General features: G+C 39.2%; 15 protein-coding genes. 6 read left to right on the top strand and 9 right to left on the bottom strand.

Annotated features, from left to right (window positions below):
- Positions 1-8: 8 nt before the first annotated feature.
- Both FTV09_RS03910 and FTV09_RS03905 read right to left on the bottom strand, forming a co-directional pair.
- On the bottom strand, positions 9-920 hold the full coding sequence (locus FTV09_RS03910) for a bestrophin family protein (protein WP_180056882.1): 912 nt from the start codon (positions 918-920) through the stop codon (positions 9-11).
- Positions 921-1,065: 145 nt separating this feature from the next.
- Positions 1,066-2,793: a glutamine--tRNA ligase/YqeY domain fusion protein gene (locus tag FTV09_RS03905; protein WP_180056833.1), complete on the bottom strand. Its 1,728-nt coding sequence runs from the start codon at positions 2,791-2,793 to the stop codon at positions 1,066-1,068.
- Positions 2,794-2,959: 166 nt separating this feature from the next.
- On the opposite strand from FTV09_RS03905, the gene FTV09_RS03900 reads away from it, so the two are divergent.
- The gene (locus FTV09_RS03900; protein WP_180056832.1) at positions 2,960-3,469 is read left to right on the top strand and encodes a peptidylprolyl isomerase; all 510 of its coding nucleotides are present in this window, start codon (positions 2,960-2,962) and stop codon (positions 3,467-3,469) included.
- 109 nt (positions 3,470-3,578) lie between these two features.
- On the top strand, positions 3,579-4,298 hold the full coding sequence (locus FTV09_RS03895; RefSeq protein WP_067762553.1) for a UDP-2,3-diacylglucosamine diphosphatase: 720 nt from the start codon (positions 3,579-3,581) through the stop codon (positions 4,296-4,298).
- 42 nt (positions 4,299-4,340) lie between these two features.
- Here FTV09_RS03895 and FTV09_RS03890 read toward each other — a convergent pair whose 3' ends face one another.
- Together FTV09_RS03890 and hpaI are read right to left on the bottom strand one after the other, a co-directional pair.
- The gene (locus FTV09_RS03890) at positions 4,341-4,556 is read right to left on the bottom strand and encodes a transposase (protein WP_081410255.1); all 216 of its coding nucleotides are present in this window, start codon (positions 4,554-4,556) and stop codon (positions 4,341-4,343) included.
- A gap of 381 nt (positions 4,557-4,937) precedes the next feature.
- Positions 4,938-5,732 carry a 4-hydroxy-2-oxoheptanedioate aldolase gene (gene hpaI / locus FTV09_RS03885; protein ID WP_180056831.1) on the bottom strand — a complete coding sequence of 265 codons (795 nt, stop codon included), beginning with the start codon at positions 5,730-5,732 and terminating at the stop codon, positions 4,938-4,940.
- Between the two features lie 252 nt (positions 5,733-5,984).
- On the opposite strand from hpaI, the gene nfsB reads away from it, so the two are divergent.
- Positions 5,985-6,638, top strand: a complete 654-nt coding sequence (nfsB, locus tag FTV09_RS03880) for an oxygen-insensitive NAD(P)H nitroreductase (protein ID WP_180056830.1) — start codon at positions 5,985-5,987, stop codon at positions 6,636-6,638.
- 116 nt (positions 6,639-6,754) lie between these two features.
- On the top strand, positions 6,755-6,976 hold the full coding sequence (locus FTV09_RS03875) for a hypothetical protein (protein ID WP_180056829.1): 222 nt from the start codon (positions 6,755-6,757) through the stop codon (positions 6,974-6,976).
- Between the two features lie 363 nt (positions 6,977-7,339).
- On the opposite strand, the gene FTV09_RS03870 is transcribed toward FTV09_RS03875, so the two are convergent.
- The 4 genes from FTV09_RS03870 to FTV09_RS03855 all read right to left on the bottom strand — a co-directional run bounded on the left by FTV09_RS03870 (position 7,340) and on the right by FTV09_RS03855 (position 11,080).
- Entirely contained in the window at positions 7,340-8,197 is an 858-nt protein-coding gene (locus FTV09_RS03870; RefSeq protein WP_067762548.1) for a DMT family transporter, read from the bottom strand.
- Between the two features lie 107 nt (positions 8,198-8,304).
- Positions 8,305-9,342, bottom strand: a complete 1,038-nt coding sequence (gene fba / locus FTV09_RS03865) for a class II fructose-bisphosphate aldolase (RefSeq protein WP_180056827.1) — start codon at positions 9,340-9,342, stop codon at positions 8,305-8,307.
- Between the two features lie 121 nt (positions 9,343-9,463).
- The gene (locus FTV09_RS03860; protein ID WP_180056825.1) at positions 9,464-9,742 is read right to left on the bottom strand and encodes a hypothetical protein; all 279 of its coding nucleotides are present in this window, start codon (positions 9,740-9,742) and stop codon (positions 9,464-9,466) included.
- Between the two features lie 150 nt (positions 9,743-9,892).
- Positions 9,893-11,080 (bottom strand): phosphoglycerate kinase, encoded by a 1,188-nt coding sequence (locus tag FTV09_RS03855; protein WP_067762545.1) that lies wholly within the window; start codon positions 11,078-11,080, stop codon positions 9,893-9,895.
- 139 nt (positions 11,081-11,219) lie between these two features.
- Here FTV09_RS03855 and FTV09_RS03850 point away from each other — a divergent pair, with 139 nt between their 5' ends.
- The gene (locus tag FTV09_RS03850; protein ID WP_180056823.1) at positions 11,220-11,603 is read left to right on the top strand and encodes a DUF2237 family protein; all 384 of its coding nucleotides are present in this window, start codon (positions 11,220-11,222) and stop codon (positions 11,601-11,603) included.
- Positions 11,603-12,196 carry a nucleoside triphosphate pyrophosphatase gene (locus FTV09_RS03845; RefSeq protein WP_067762543.1) on the top strand — a complete coding sequence of 198 codons (594 nt, stop codon included), beginning with the start codon at positions 11,603-11,605 and terminating at the stop codon, positions 12,194-12,196. The genes FTV09_RS03850 and FTV09_RS03845 overlap by 1 nt, the downstream gene beginning before the upstream one ends.
- Before the next feature lie 50 nt (positions 12,197-12,246).
- On the opposite strand, the gene FTV09_RS03840 is transcribed toward FTV09_RS03845, so the two are convergent.
- Positions 12,247-12,726, bottom strand: coding sequence for a hypothetical protein (locus tag FTV09_RS03840; protein ID WP_180056821.1), 480 nt, complete (start codon positions 12,724-12,726; stop codon positions 12,247-12,249).
- Between the last annotated feature and the right edge of the window lie 106 nt (positions 12,727-12,832).

Genomic DNA, 12,832 nt, shown 5'->3' with positions numbered 1-12,832 from the left:
TTCTAGATTTAGCGTAAGTTACTGTTATGTGGCTCAATTACAGGCGGCAATTCTTCATTCAAACTACTTAACATTTCACGCTCGATATTTCTCACGATAGAGTCAAGCGGTAAGTCATTTTCTTGTAGTCCAAAAGGTTCTTCGAGTTCTGCACTCAAAGCGTCTAAACCTAAAAATAAGTAAGCGATTAAAGCCACGATCACAGGTGTCCAAATCCCCAGACTGGCTTCCAAACTAAAAGGCAAAATCAAACAAAATGAATATACCGCCCGATGTAATAGCACCGAATATGAAAACGGTAAAGGTGTACTCATAATTCGATCACAACCTGCGTGAATATCGCCCATTGCCACGGTATGACGGGTTAAAGTGCTATAAATAATATCGCTGATTTGCCCCTGCTTATAGTTCTGCACTAAGTTCTTTTGAATTATTTCCAATAAGTACTGTGGCGCATTGATATGTTGAGTACATTGCTGCCACTGTTCGGCTGTCAGTTGAACCTTATCTTGAAAATGCGCGATAGGCTGGCTCTGGTGGCGTAAACGATCTCGTAATAAATAACAAAATAGCATGACACGGTACATTAAGACCTGACGCTGATTGTCATCTAATACATAACTATCACGGATAATATGCCGTGTATTGGCAATTAAAGCGCCCCAAAGTTTACGACCTTCCCACCAACGGTCATAACACGCCGTATTTCTAAAACTTAAAAATATTGAAAGAATCACACCAAAAATCGTAAAACCAATGGCAGGTACTTCAGGCAACATCAAAAAATGTTCGGCACTTAAATACACCAATAATGCAGATAAACAAACCACCACCATCAGTGCAGGCATTACTTTTGGCAAAATTGTGCCATGCCAAGCAAAGAGTAATTTGAAACTGTTATTTTTATTACGGATGATCACGGTGATAGATCCCTTAAATGCGTGAGAAATCAAAACTTGCAGCATGTAAAAGCCCAACCGAAGTTGGGCTTTTATCTTAGCGAAAACTTAATGAGCCTTTATGCACTCTCACATTTCGGGCTCATATCAATTTCACACACAGGTATTATTTAGCTGGCTTAAAGCTATCTTTTAAGTCCAAAATACGGTTAAACACAGGTTTTTCGCTTGTATGATCATATTGATCTGCAACAAAGTAGCCTTCACGTTCGAACTGGAAACGATCTTCAGGTTTAGCTTCAGCTAGCGCAGGCTCAATCACAGCTTGAACCACTTTTAAAGATTCAGGTGTTAAGTTAGTGAGGAAGTCATCACCTACTTCAGGATCAGATTCAGTAAATAAACGGTCGTAAATACGAACTTCAGCTGCAACACCTTTACTCGCAGAAACCCAATGTACGACACCTTTCACTTTACGGCCTTCAGGGTTTTTACCTAAAGTTTCAGGGTCAATTGAACATTTCAGCTCAACCACTTCACCATTCGCATCTTTAATCACTTCATCACACTTAATTACATAAGCATGACGTAAACGTACTTCACCGCCCGGAATAAGACGTTTAAAGCCTTTCGGTGCCACTTCTTCAAAGTCTTTACGGTCAATGTAAATATCTTGTGTCAATGGAATGATACGGTCGCCCATATCTACGTTTGGATGGCGCGCATGGCTTAAATCCATTGCTTCAGGCAAGTTGGTTAAAGTCACTTTTAGTGGATTTAACACAGCCATACCACGAGCAGCAGTATTTTCTAAAGACTGACGGATGCAATATTCGAGCATTGCAACATCAACAATACTACCATCAACTTTAGTAACGCCAACACGCTTACAGAAATCACGTAGACCTTCAGGTGTAAAACCACGACGACGCATACCGACAACAGTTGGCATACGTGGATCATCCCAACCATTTACAAATCCGCCTTCAACCAATTTACGTAATTTACGCTTAGAGGTAATGGTGTAATCGACATTTAAACGGCTTGACTCATACTGACGCGGTACAGCTGGTGATTTAACTTTTTCTACAACCCAATCGTAGAATGGACGGTGATCAACAAATTCTAATGTACAAAGTGAGTGCGTTACGCCTTCAATGGCATCTGATAAAGGATGCGCATAGTCGTACATTGGATACATTTTCCACTTATCACCAGTTTGGTGATGTTCCGAATGTAAAATACGGTACAAGATAGGATCACGCATATGAATATTAGGTGATGTCATATCAATTTTGGCACGAAGGACAGCCTGACCTTCACCTAACACGCCGTTACGCATTTGCTCAAAACGCGCAAGATTTTCTTCTACAGAAGCATCACGTTGTGGTGAGTTTTTACCTGGTTCTACGAAGTTACCACGGTTTAAACGAATTTCTTCTGGTGACTGCAAATCGACATAAGCATCGCCTTGTTCAATCAATTGAACTGCCCAAGTATAAAGCTGATCAAAATAGCTTGACGCATAACGTGGCTCGCCGTTCCACTCAAAGCCTAACCATTTCACATCGTTGGCAATACCATCTACATATTCTTGTTCTTCAGCATCTGGGTTCGTATCATCAAAACGCAGGTTACATAAACCATTGAACTCATCTGCAATACCGAAGTTTAAGCAAATCGCTTTAACATGACCAATATGTAGATAACCATTTGGTTCTGGCGGGAAACGTGTCACCACTTTCTGGGTACGACCGGCAGATAAATCATCAGTAATGACCTGACGTACAAAGTCTAAGCCAGGCTGTTGTTCCTGCTGCGCAGCTTCGACAGGGGCATTGCTATTTATTGTCGGATTGTTAGGCAGGGATGAAACAACATCATTTGGCTTCATGGTAATAAAATCACTTATAAATTGAAAAATAGGACAATTAAAACGCTTTTCTTCATTTTTAACAAAGAAAGTAACGTTTTTACTTGCCTTGTAGTTTACAGTTTGCTTATGCTTCTCACAACCAAAAAACCCATGGCTTTCATGTCCATGTATAGGAGATTACACAATGAGTTTTCCTCAAGTTGAATTAAACACCAATAAAGGTCGTATTGTTCTTGAGCTTAACACTGAAAAAGCACCTAAAACTGCTGAAAACTTCTTACAGTATGTTCGTGACGGTTTCTATGACGGCGTTATTTTCCACCGTGTAATTGATGGTTTCATGATCCAAGGCGGTGGCATGGATGAAAACTTCAAAGAAAAAACGACTCGTGATTCTATTGAAAACGAAGCTGACAACGGTTTAAGCAATGATGCTGGCACAATTGCTATGGCACGTACTCAAGCTCCTCACTCTGCTTCAGCTCAGTTCTTCATTAACGTGAAAAACAACTCTTTCCTTAACCACACTGGTAAAACAGCACAAGGTTGGGGTTATGCAGTATTTGGTAAAGTAACTGAAGGTCTTGACGTTGTTGATGCGATCAAAGGCGTTCGTACTGGTAACCGTGGCTACCACGCAGACGTTCCTCTCGAGAACGTTGTGATCGAATCAGCTAAAATCATTTCTGAATAAAAAAACGTCCTCTCCATTCTTTATGAGTTTTAAAGCATCGCTTTAAAATGGAGTAATGAAAAAGGTTTCTCTATCTAGAGAAACCTTGAGGATGACAAGGAAAAGATCCGTGACCTATCTGTTTATCTCTGATTTACATTTGTCACCTGAACACCCTCGACTCGTTCGGGGGTTTTTAGCTTTGTTAGATCAATACAAAAATCAAAATACCCAGCTTTATATTTTAGGTGACTGGTTTAATGCATGGATTGGTGATGACTTCACTGCCCCGTGGTTAGACGAAATCATTCATGCCTTAAAAGTCTTTACCGAAGCTAACAATCAAATTTACTTTCAAGTCGGCAATCGTGATTTTGCACTGGGTCAAAAATTCTTAGATAAATTTAACGGCCATTTACTTCAAGACATCGATCATCTAAGTATTGGGACAATCAAAATCCGTTTAGAACATGGTGACTTACTCTGTACCGATGATGTGTCTTACCAGAAATTTCGAAAGATTATTCGCAATCCACTTTTACTCGGCTTTTTAAAAAGTCTGCCGCTGAGCTTCAGGCAAAAAATTGCCAATGGCTTCCGTAAAAAAAGTGCCGAAACCAAGCAAGTGAAGTCCTATGACATTATGGATGTAAATGCACAAGCTGTAAATTTGGCGCTAGAAAATGTCGATGTATTGATTCATGGACATACGCATCGCCCAAATATTCATCAGATACAAGATAAAAAACGAATCGTTCTAGGTGATTGGCGTGAACATGAAGCGCAGATTTTAGAAATTCAGCTTGAACAAACCATTCACTCCCTAGAATTAAAAAAGTGGTGTTATTAAACACCACTTTTTTATAAAACTAAGTTTAAACTTTTATTTCTATTACAAACGATACATTTGATTAATGCCTGTATAGAAGCTTTTACCATCCATATTTAACGGTAAAATTTGTCCCGATTCAAGCTCAACCATTTGACCAACATCCACCATAATAAAACCATTCGGTGTACTTTGCTTACGTTGTAACGGAATTAATTTCACACTGATTTCGCCACCATTTACAGCGGTTGCGATATAACTTTCATTTAAATTTTTCAAAATATTCACTCATGATATGAGCTTTTGTGATTGAACGCGAAGAGATTAATAAAAACAAATTTAATAATATTTCTGTTGTTACAGTATGTGGGTACATCAATTATTTTCAGATTCAAATTAATTAAAACGACTGAAAAAATAAATCACAAAAAGCTAAAAAAAATAGTAAGAACAATACTTACTCTGAAGTGGCCGTTTTATACACCATTCCCAACAAAAAAGCAAACTTATATAACATGTATCTGCTAAAAATAGTCTTATCAATATAACTCACAACTTAAATTAGCTGTTAGCTTTTAAACACTACCAAAAATTATAGTAAAGAAAAAGCGACTTCATCAGCCGCTTTTTCAGATATATAAGTATTTAAATTTTAGAAATTTAATAACCACCTTCAGATTTTACAACAGGCGCATCTGCTTTGTATTTAGATAGCAATTCTTTTAGCGAGTTCATTAACACACTGGTATCAACGCCCACAGCTACAAATTCTGTTCCGAGCTCCAAGTACTTTTGAGTTGCTTCGTGCAAGGTTGATAATATCCCTGCTGCCTTCCCCGCGGCACGAATACGTTGAATTGCATTAATGACTGTTTTTTGTACTTCAGGATGATTTGGATTACCTTGATAACCCATCGTTGCAGACAAATCTACAGCACCAATAAATACACCATCAATGCCTTCAATTTTTAAAATTTCGTCTAGGTTTTTTATCCCTTCTACAGACTCAATTTGAATCAATAGACAAATATTTTCATGTGCAATCGCATAATAGTCTGGGATACTGTTCCAACGTGTCGCACGTGCAAGTGCCGCTCCTACACCACGTATACCCTCGGGTGGATAACGCACTGCTTTTACCATCAATTCAGCCTGTTCAACGGTCTCAATCATTGGTATTAACAGGGTCTGTGCACCAATATCTAATAATTGTTTAATTAGTTGCACGCTACCAATTGGTGGTCGTACGACTGCTTGTGAAGGATAAGCGGCAATACTTTGTAATTGTGATAATGTGGTACGCAAATCACTAGGCGCATGTTCTCCATCAATTAACAACCAGTCATAACCTGCATTGGCTGCAATCTCAGTTCCATAGGCATCCGCTAGGCCCACCCACAAACCAATCTGCTGTTCGGTTTTTAGCTTCTGTTTAAAATGATTGGTGTAATCCATCGCTGTTTACTCATGCTAAAACTATGATTCACTCATCTTGATTAAACGCCTTTTGGCAAAAAGTACCAATAGCATTTATCTATGTCATGATTTTATATAACTCTAATACAGTAATATTTCACTATAAATTGTTATATTTAGCTCTATTCCCCACAGCTTATACGACTAAGATCTATTGTTGGAAAATAAACTGCTTAGACCTCAAGTGCTTAAATCCGTTAAAATAACGCTATATCTAATTGGAGAATTACGATGGATTTGTTAAACGTATCAAAACAACGCTACACCACAAAAGCTTACGATCCTAAAAAAAAGATCCCACAAGAACAATTTGAGCGTTTATTACAAATACTACGTTTAGCACCATCATCAATTAACATTCAACCATGGCACTTTTTTATTGCAGATAATGATGCTGCTAAACAACGCATTGCCCAAGCTCTTGTTGGCAAATATGCCTATAACGCACCAAAAGTTTTGGACTCATCTCATACGATTTTATTTTGTACTAAGGCGGATATTACTTCTGAACATTTAGACAATCTTTTAAACCAAGATGACCTCAGTGGTCGTTTTAAAGATGACAAGGCCAAGCAAGGTCAAAAAGATAGTCGTACAGGGTATGTTGACTATTACCGCAATGAAAAAGGTGATATTCAACGTTGGGCTGAAAATCAAACCTTTATTGCACTTGGTCAAATGCTATTGGCTGCGGGTATTGAAGGCGTGGATGCAACCCCAATTGGTGGTTTTGATGAAGCAATTATTAGCGACGAGTTAGGCTTGACAGAAAAAGGCTTGATTCCATCGGTTATTATGACTTTAGGCTATCGCAGCGAAAATGATTTCAATGCAAAATTGCCAAAATCACGCCTAAAAGCAGAAGAAATTTTCACACACCTTTAATCCTTCTATAAAACCGACGAAAGGGGCTTTAAAGTCCCTTTTTTGTCATTTCGGGACTTATTAATTAAACATTTATCGCGTATATTTTGCACAAAATAAACTTAGGTCTCTCCCACATGCCGACTTCAATAAAATTACCGATGAAATTTAATTGCACCTCATGTAATACAGTTTATATACAGCGTTATTTTAGCGACATGCTACATAGCTATCCAAACTGCCCTACCTGTCAGAAACCAGGTCAATTGCAAGGGACAATTGAAAAACAAGACCTTTGGAAGCACCCTGTCGCAATTGGCAAATGCTATTTAGAAAATACCCTACAACGCTTTCAATAATTCAGTCGATAAAATAAGTCCAATAAAACAAAGCCCTCTAAACTGAGGGCTTTTTTTATTTTGCATATATTCTGAAACAATATCGCAACTCCATTTTGGCCATTTTTACAGCGACTTGGTCTATTTTTTGCTGAGTTCTATCTATCAAAACAACAATATCAGCGAGGTGAAGCATGTCCTATCTTCTTAAAATGCCCATGAAGTTTGAGTGCACGCACTGCAATCATTGCTATGTTCACCATTATCAATATGAAGATCACCATTACCCGACTTGCCCTGATTGTCAGAAAGCCGGCTTATTAATGGGTGTCGCAGAAATGGGAGATGTGTTCCATCATCCAATGATATTTGCGTCAAGCTATCTTAAAGAGACATGGCATATGCTAAGCAAACGACACTCATAATACCGGCAATCAAACCAAATACCGTTGCAGTTCTGAGGCGCTCTTTAAAGATGATCAGTCCTGCAACAACACCAAAAATCACCACCAAAATATTCATTCCTGCGAAAACAACTGCAGGTGTTTCTTTTAATAACATATGTGCTTTTACATAAAGTGCAATATTGGCAAAATTAAGTACCCCAAGTCCCAAACCTGCGATGATATTTTTAGTTTGACCTAAATTACTATATTGGACGAGGTTATAAATCGACGACAGGATAAATGCACAAATAAAGACCAAATTGAGTGTTACAGCAAACTGCATGCCCAAACCCGATGCGAATTTTAGCAATACATCAATCAATGCATAGCCTGCCCATACACTTAATAAAAAAATAATCCCCGAATTATCATTATTGGCATTGCCTTTTCGTTGTGAAAATAAGATCAGCAGTACTGCCAATACACCTAATGCGATGCCAACCAACTTGATCGCATTAAAATATTCGTTAAAAACAAAATAAGCAGCACAGAGCGATAAAACCACAGATAGTCGCTGTGCAAGTTCAGTCTTTAAAATACCAGCTGTTTGCAAAGAGCGTGCAAGACAGTAAAAAATTGCCGGTAATAGGACACCCAATGCGACAATTAAAATCCATGGCGTTTTATATATGGAGATGTGTGCTAAGTCTGGCTTAAACCATAAAAAGCACAGTAAACTTGCCGAAGCATAATTCCACGTAATCATTTGTACAGGGTTAAAACCTTTCGCTCGACATGCTTTCAGTACGATCGAAACAAGGACACTGCATATTGCCGCAGCAAAAATTAATTCCATTGCATGCTCTTGTTATTAAAGTGAAGTAAATAAACAGTTTTTTATTATGATAAAGAAAAGCCCACATGAAGTGGGCTTTTCTTACAAAATAATCGATCTATGAAAGATTATTTATAGTGACTCACCATTTTCTCTAAAGAAATTGGGCGAATCTTGTCAGCATTACCTGCTGTACCGAATGCTTCATAACGGTCAATACAAATTTGTTTCATTGCATCTACAGTCGCAGCAAAGAATTTACGTGGATCGAATTCAGCTGGTTTTTCAGCCATCATACGACGCATTGCACCAGTAGAAGCAAGACGTAAATCAGTATCGATGTTAATTTTACGAACACCGTGTTTGATTGCATCTACAAGTTGCTCTACAGGAACACCGTAAGTTTCGCCAATGTTACCCCCATATTCATTGATTACAGCTAACCATTCTTGTGGCACAGAGCTTGAGCCGTGCATAACAAGATGCGTATTTGGTAACGCAGCATGAATTTCTTTGATACGGTCAATTGCTAGAATGTCACCTGTAGGTGGACGTGTAAATTTGTACGCACCGTGTGAAGTACCTACTGCAATAGCAAGCGCATCAACATTCGTATCTGATACGAATGAACGAGCTTCTTCAACAGATGTAAGTAATTGAGAATGGTCAAGAACGCCTTCAGCGCCTACGCCATCTTCTTCACCCGCCATACCTGTTTCAAGGCTACCTAAGCAACCAATTTCGCCTTCTACAGAAACGCCACATGCATGTGCCATTGCAACTGTACGACGAGTAACGTCTACGTTGTATTCGTATGAAGTTGGAGTTTTACCATCTTCACCAAGTGAACCATCCATCATTACTGATGAAAAGCCAAGTTGAATCGAACGTTGACATACGTCAGGACTTGTACCATGGTCTTGGTGCATAACCACTGGAATGTGTGGCCATTCTTCGATCGCTGCCAAAATCAAATGACGTAAGAACGGAGCGCCTGCATATTTACGCGCACCCGCAGATGCTTGTACGATTACAGGTGAATTCGTTGCATCTGCTGCAAGCATAATTGCACGCATTTGTTCTAAGTTGTTTACGTTGAATGCTGGTACGCCGTAAGCATGTTCGCCGGCGTGATCCAAGAGCTGGCGCAATGAAATAAGAGCCATAATATCCTCCCAGGTAATGCCGCATATTCTACATGTTCAATCATTTCAATTCAGCAACAAATAACACTATTTAAAAAAAAACCCTGCATTTGCAGGGACTTTTTAAATAAACACTGCATTCTTAATGCGCAGCAGCTTCAGAACCCGCTGTTTCAGCATCAGCAGTCGCTTCATCCGCAGGTGCATTCGCTACTTCTGCAGGAACATCTTGATTTTTCTCGTCTAATATAGGCTTATCAAGTGCATCAATGGCTTTTTGCTGCTCAGGTGTAGTTTGTACATCATCAGTTGCAACAGCAGAAGCTTCTGTGCCCGCTGCTGGTGCTTGTTCTTTTTTAGCACAAGCTGTAAGTGTTAATGGTGCAATTATAAGAACAGCTAAAGCTAATTTTAATTTCATTGGTGTTACCTACTGCAACGTCTTAAGTATTGTGAAGAATTTTATTGCAGAAATATTGCACTTTGATGACGCTCAAATGAATAGCCATAAAAAAAGGCTAACCGAAGTTAGCCTTTTCAATGAATACACTATCTTATTGAAAATTTTAAATTATGCGCGATCAAGCAATGCAGCAACTGCAGGAAGTGTTTTACCTTCAACAAATTCAAGGAATGCACCACCACCTGTAGAGATGTAACCAATTTTGTCTGCAACTTCATATTTATCGATTGCAGCTAAAGTATCACCGCCACCTGCAATAGAGAAACCAGCAGATTCAGCAATTGCTAAAGACAAAGTTTTTGTACCTTCACCAAATTGATCAACTTCAAACACACCTACTGGGCCATTCCAAAGAATAGTTTTAGACGTTTTTAAGATTTCAGCAAATGCTTTTGCAGTTTCTGGGCCGACATCTAAAATCATGTCGTTATCAGCAACGTCTTCAACTTTTTTCACAGTTGCTTTGGCTGCTGCTAATGAACCCAAGAAATCATCAAAGTTGATTTCTGAAGCATCTGCAACCACGACGTCAGTTGGAAGTGGCACTGAAACTTTTGCAGCAATTGCTTTTGCTGTATCGATTAAATCATTTTCACACAATGATTTACCTACGTTGAAGCCTGCAGCAGCTAAGAAGGTATTCGCAATACCACCACCAACAATCAATTGATCACAAATATCAGAAAGTGAAGTTAATACATCTAACTTAGTTGAAACTTTTGAACCAGCAACAATTGCAACCATTGGTGTTTCAGGTGTTTTAAGCGCACGACCTAAAGCATCTAATTCAGCAGCAAGTAACGGGCCAGCAGCCGCAACTTTTGCACAACGTGCTACACCTTCAGTAGATGCTTCTGCACGGTGTGCCGTACCAAATGCATCCATAACGTAAACGTCACAAAGTGCAGCATATTTAGCAGCCAATTCAGGGTTGTTTTTCTTTTCACCGACGTTGAAACGGCAGTTTTCAAGTAATACAACTTGACCAGCTGCGACTTCAACACCATCTAAATAATCAGTAATTAATTGAACTTCTTGACCCAAAGCTTCTGTTAGGTAAGCCGCAACAGGTGCTAGAGATTGTTCAGCTTTAGGTTCACCTTCAACAGGACGACCTAAGTGTGAATACACCATTACCGCAGCGCCTTTTTCTACCGCTGCTTTAATTGTTGGCAATGCTGCACGTAAACGCGCATCGCTTGTAATCACGCCATTTTTAACCGGTACGTTTAGATCTTCGCGGATCAAAACACGCTTACCTGCCAAATCGAGGTCAGTCATACGCTGAAAGTTCATGTATTGCTCTCTTTATTTATGTCAAAACGCCACGATTTTAAATGATTATGCAAAAAAACGTTAGCTTCTTTTGCAGAAAAGCTATGCAGGCGAAAAGTTTTGTTATGATAGGCAAAAGCCTTATAAAGATTCAGCGCTTATGTCGATTCATCCAGACCCTAAAATAAATCGTTTAAATGTTTTGGGCGAGCCGCTCGCCAGTTGTTGTTTTGATCCAATCACGTGTTATTTTAGAAATGGTTTTTGCCATACAGCAACGACTGATTTAGGTCAGCACACCATGTGTGTACAGATGACATCTGAATTCTTAAACTTTTCTCAAAAAGTTGGTAACGATTTAATCACACCCTTACCCGAAGTCGGTTTTCCAGGCTTACAACCTGGTGACTTTTGGTGTATCTGTGTGACCCGCTGGGTGGAAGCATACCAAGAGGGTTTTGCTCCACCTGTTAAATTACAAGCGTGTCACCAAGCGGCGCTTTCATATGTTCCGCTTGATGTACTTATGGAATATGCAGTGTAATGAGTACTCCCAAAATCATATTGGCTTCTAGCAGCCAAACCCGTAAAGACCTCATGGACCGTTTACGGATTGATTATCACTCAATCGTACCAGATATAGATGAAAGTCCCCGTGGTGAAAACCACGCAGACGAGTTAGCAAAGCGATTGGCTTTTGAAAAAGCACGTGCTATCGCCGCACAATATCCAGAAGCTATCGTGATTGGTTCAGATCAAGTCGCTTGGCGTGAAGGCGCACCAGATATTTTTATTGGTAAACCGCTATGCAATGAAAAAGCCATCAAACAGCTTCAAGCCAACTCAGATAAAATCGTTTATTTCAGTACTGCACTTAGCGTTCAGCAACAATCGACTGGGTTTGAACACACCTTGGTTGAACATTACAAAGTGAAATTTCGTAAGTTGGGCTTAGCGGAAATTGAACGCTATGTTGAAGTTGAACAGCCTTTACACTGTGCAGGTAGCTTCAAATGTGAAAGTTTGGGTATCAGTCTTTTTGAAGAAATGATCGGTCAAGACCAAACAACACTTATGGGCATGCCAATGATTAAGCTCTGTAGTATTTTACGCGACCTGAAAATACTAGTGCCTTAAGCAAAAAAAGCAGCCATTGGCTGCTTTTTTTATGATTTAAAAATATGGAATTAAGCAATAATAATTTGATGCAGATCTAACAGTTGCTGCAATGTTAGCCCCTGCTGATTTTCAAGTACTAACAAGGCGGTCGATGTGAACTTCTCACCGTCACCATCACGGTCAACTTTTAGAACCACATGATTATTTTCATCTGCTTCAATTTGTATAAATTTTTCAATATCAGTTTGATTTACATCAAATAAGCCATCGAAGAATTTTTCCCCAAACTTAATGACATCAAAATCTGCTAGAGAAGTACCTTCATTTTGATGACCTAAATTAAAGTCTATCCAAATATCAGCATCATGACCTGCTGTCGCATCTGTATCATCCAATACCTCGTAAATGACAGTGTCGACACCTAATCCACTCGAAATTAAATCATTTCCTGCACCAGCATGAATTTGATCATTACCAGCACCCGCTGCTATTAAGTCATTACCACTTCCCGCAAAGATTGTGTCATTCGGTAAGCGTCCGCTGAACACACCTTATGAATTCATCCTATAAGCCTTAATTTAGTCCCCACTTAAAAACAAGTGGGGACTAAAATTTATGACTACAAATCACCAGACATCCATCGCATCTCTTGCG

Origin of the sequence: Acinetobacter sp. YH12227 (assembly GCF_013417785.1) — a bacterium.
Taxonomy (GTDB): Bacteria; Pseudomonadota; Gammaproteobacteria; order Pseudomonadales; family Moraxellaceae; genus Acinetobacter; species Acinetobacter gandensis.
The sequence above is the reverse complement of the archived record's forward strand: the minus strand, read 5'-3'. Positions and strand labels throughout refer to the sequence as shown.

Bases quoted from the DNA above. Each gene is read 5' to 3' on its own strand.
- FTV09_RS03905 (WP_180056833.1), bottom strand. From the start codon at position 2,793: ATGAAGCCAAATGATGTTGTTTCATCCCTGCCTAACAATCCGACAATA.
- FTV09_RS03900 (WP_180056832.1), top strand. From the start codon at position 2,960: ATGAGTTTTCCTCAAGTTGAATTAAACACCAATAAAGGTCGTATTGTT.
- hpaI (WP_180056831.1), bottom strand. From the start codon at position 5,732: ATGGATTACACCAATCATTTTAAACAGAAGCTAAAAACCGAACAGCAG.
- nfsB (WP_180056830.1), top strand. From the start codon at position 5,985: ATGGATTTGTTAAACGTATCAAAACAACGCTACACCACAAAAGCTTAC.
- FTV09_RS03875 (WP_180056829.1), top strand. From the start codon at position 6,755: ATGCCGACTTCAATAAAATTACCGATGAAATTTAATTGCACCTCATGT.
- FTV09_RS03870 (WP_067762548.1), bottom strand. From the start codon at position 8,197: ATGGAATTAATTTTTGCTGCGGCAATATGCAGTGTCCTTGTTTCGATC.
- fba (WP_180056827.1), bottom strand. From the start codon at position 9,342: ATGGCTCTTATTTCATTGCGCCAGCTCTTGGATCACGCCGGCGAACAT.
- FTV09_RS03860 (WP_180056825.1), bottom strand. From the start codon at position 9,742: ATGAAATTAAAATTAGCTTTAGCTGTTCTTATAATTGCACCATTAACA.
- FTV09_RS03855 (WP_067762545.1), bottom strand. From the start codon at position 11,080: ATGAACTTTCAGCGTATGACTGACCTCGATTTGGCAGGTAAGCGTGTT.
- FTV09_RS03850 (WP_180056823.1), top strand. From the start codon at position 11,220: ATGTCGATTCATCCAGACCCTAAAATAAATCGTTTAAATGTTTTGGGC.
- FTV09_RS03845 (WP_067762543.1), top strand. From the start codon at position 11,603: ATGAGTACTCCCAAAATCATATTGGCTTCTAGCAGCCAAACCCGTAAA.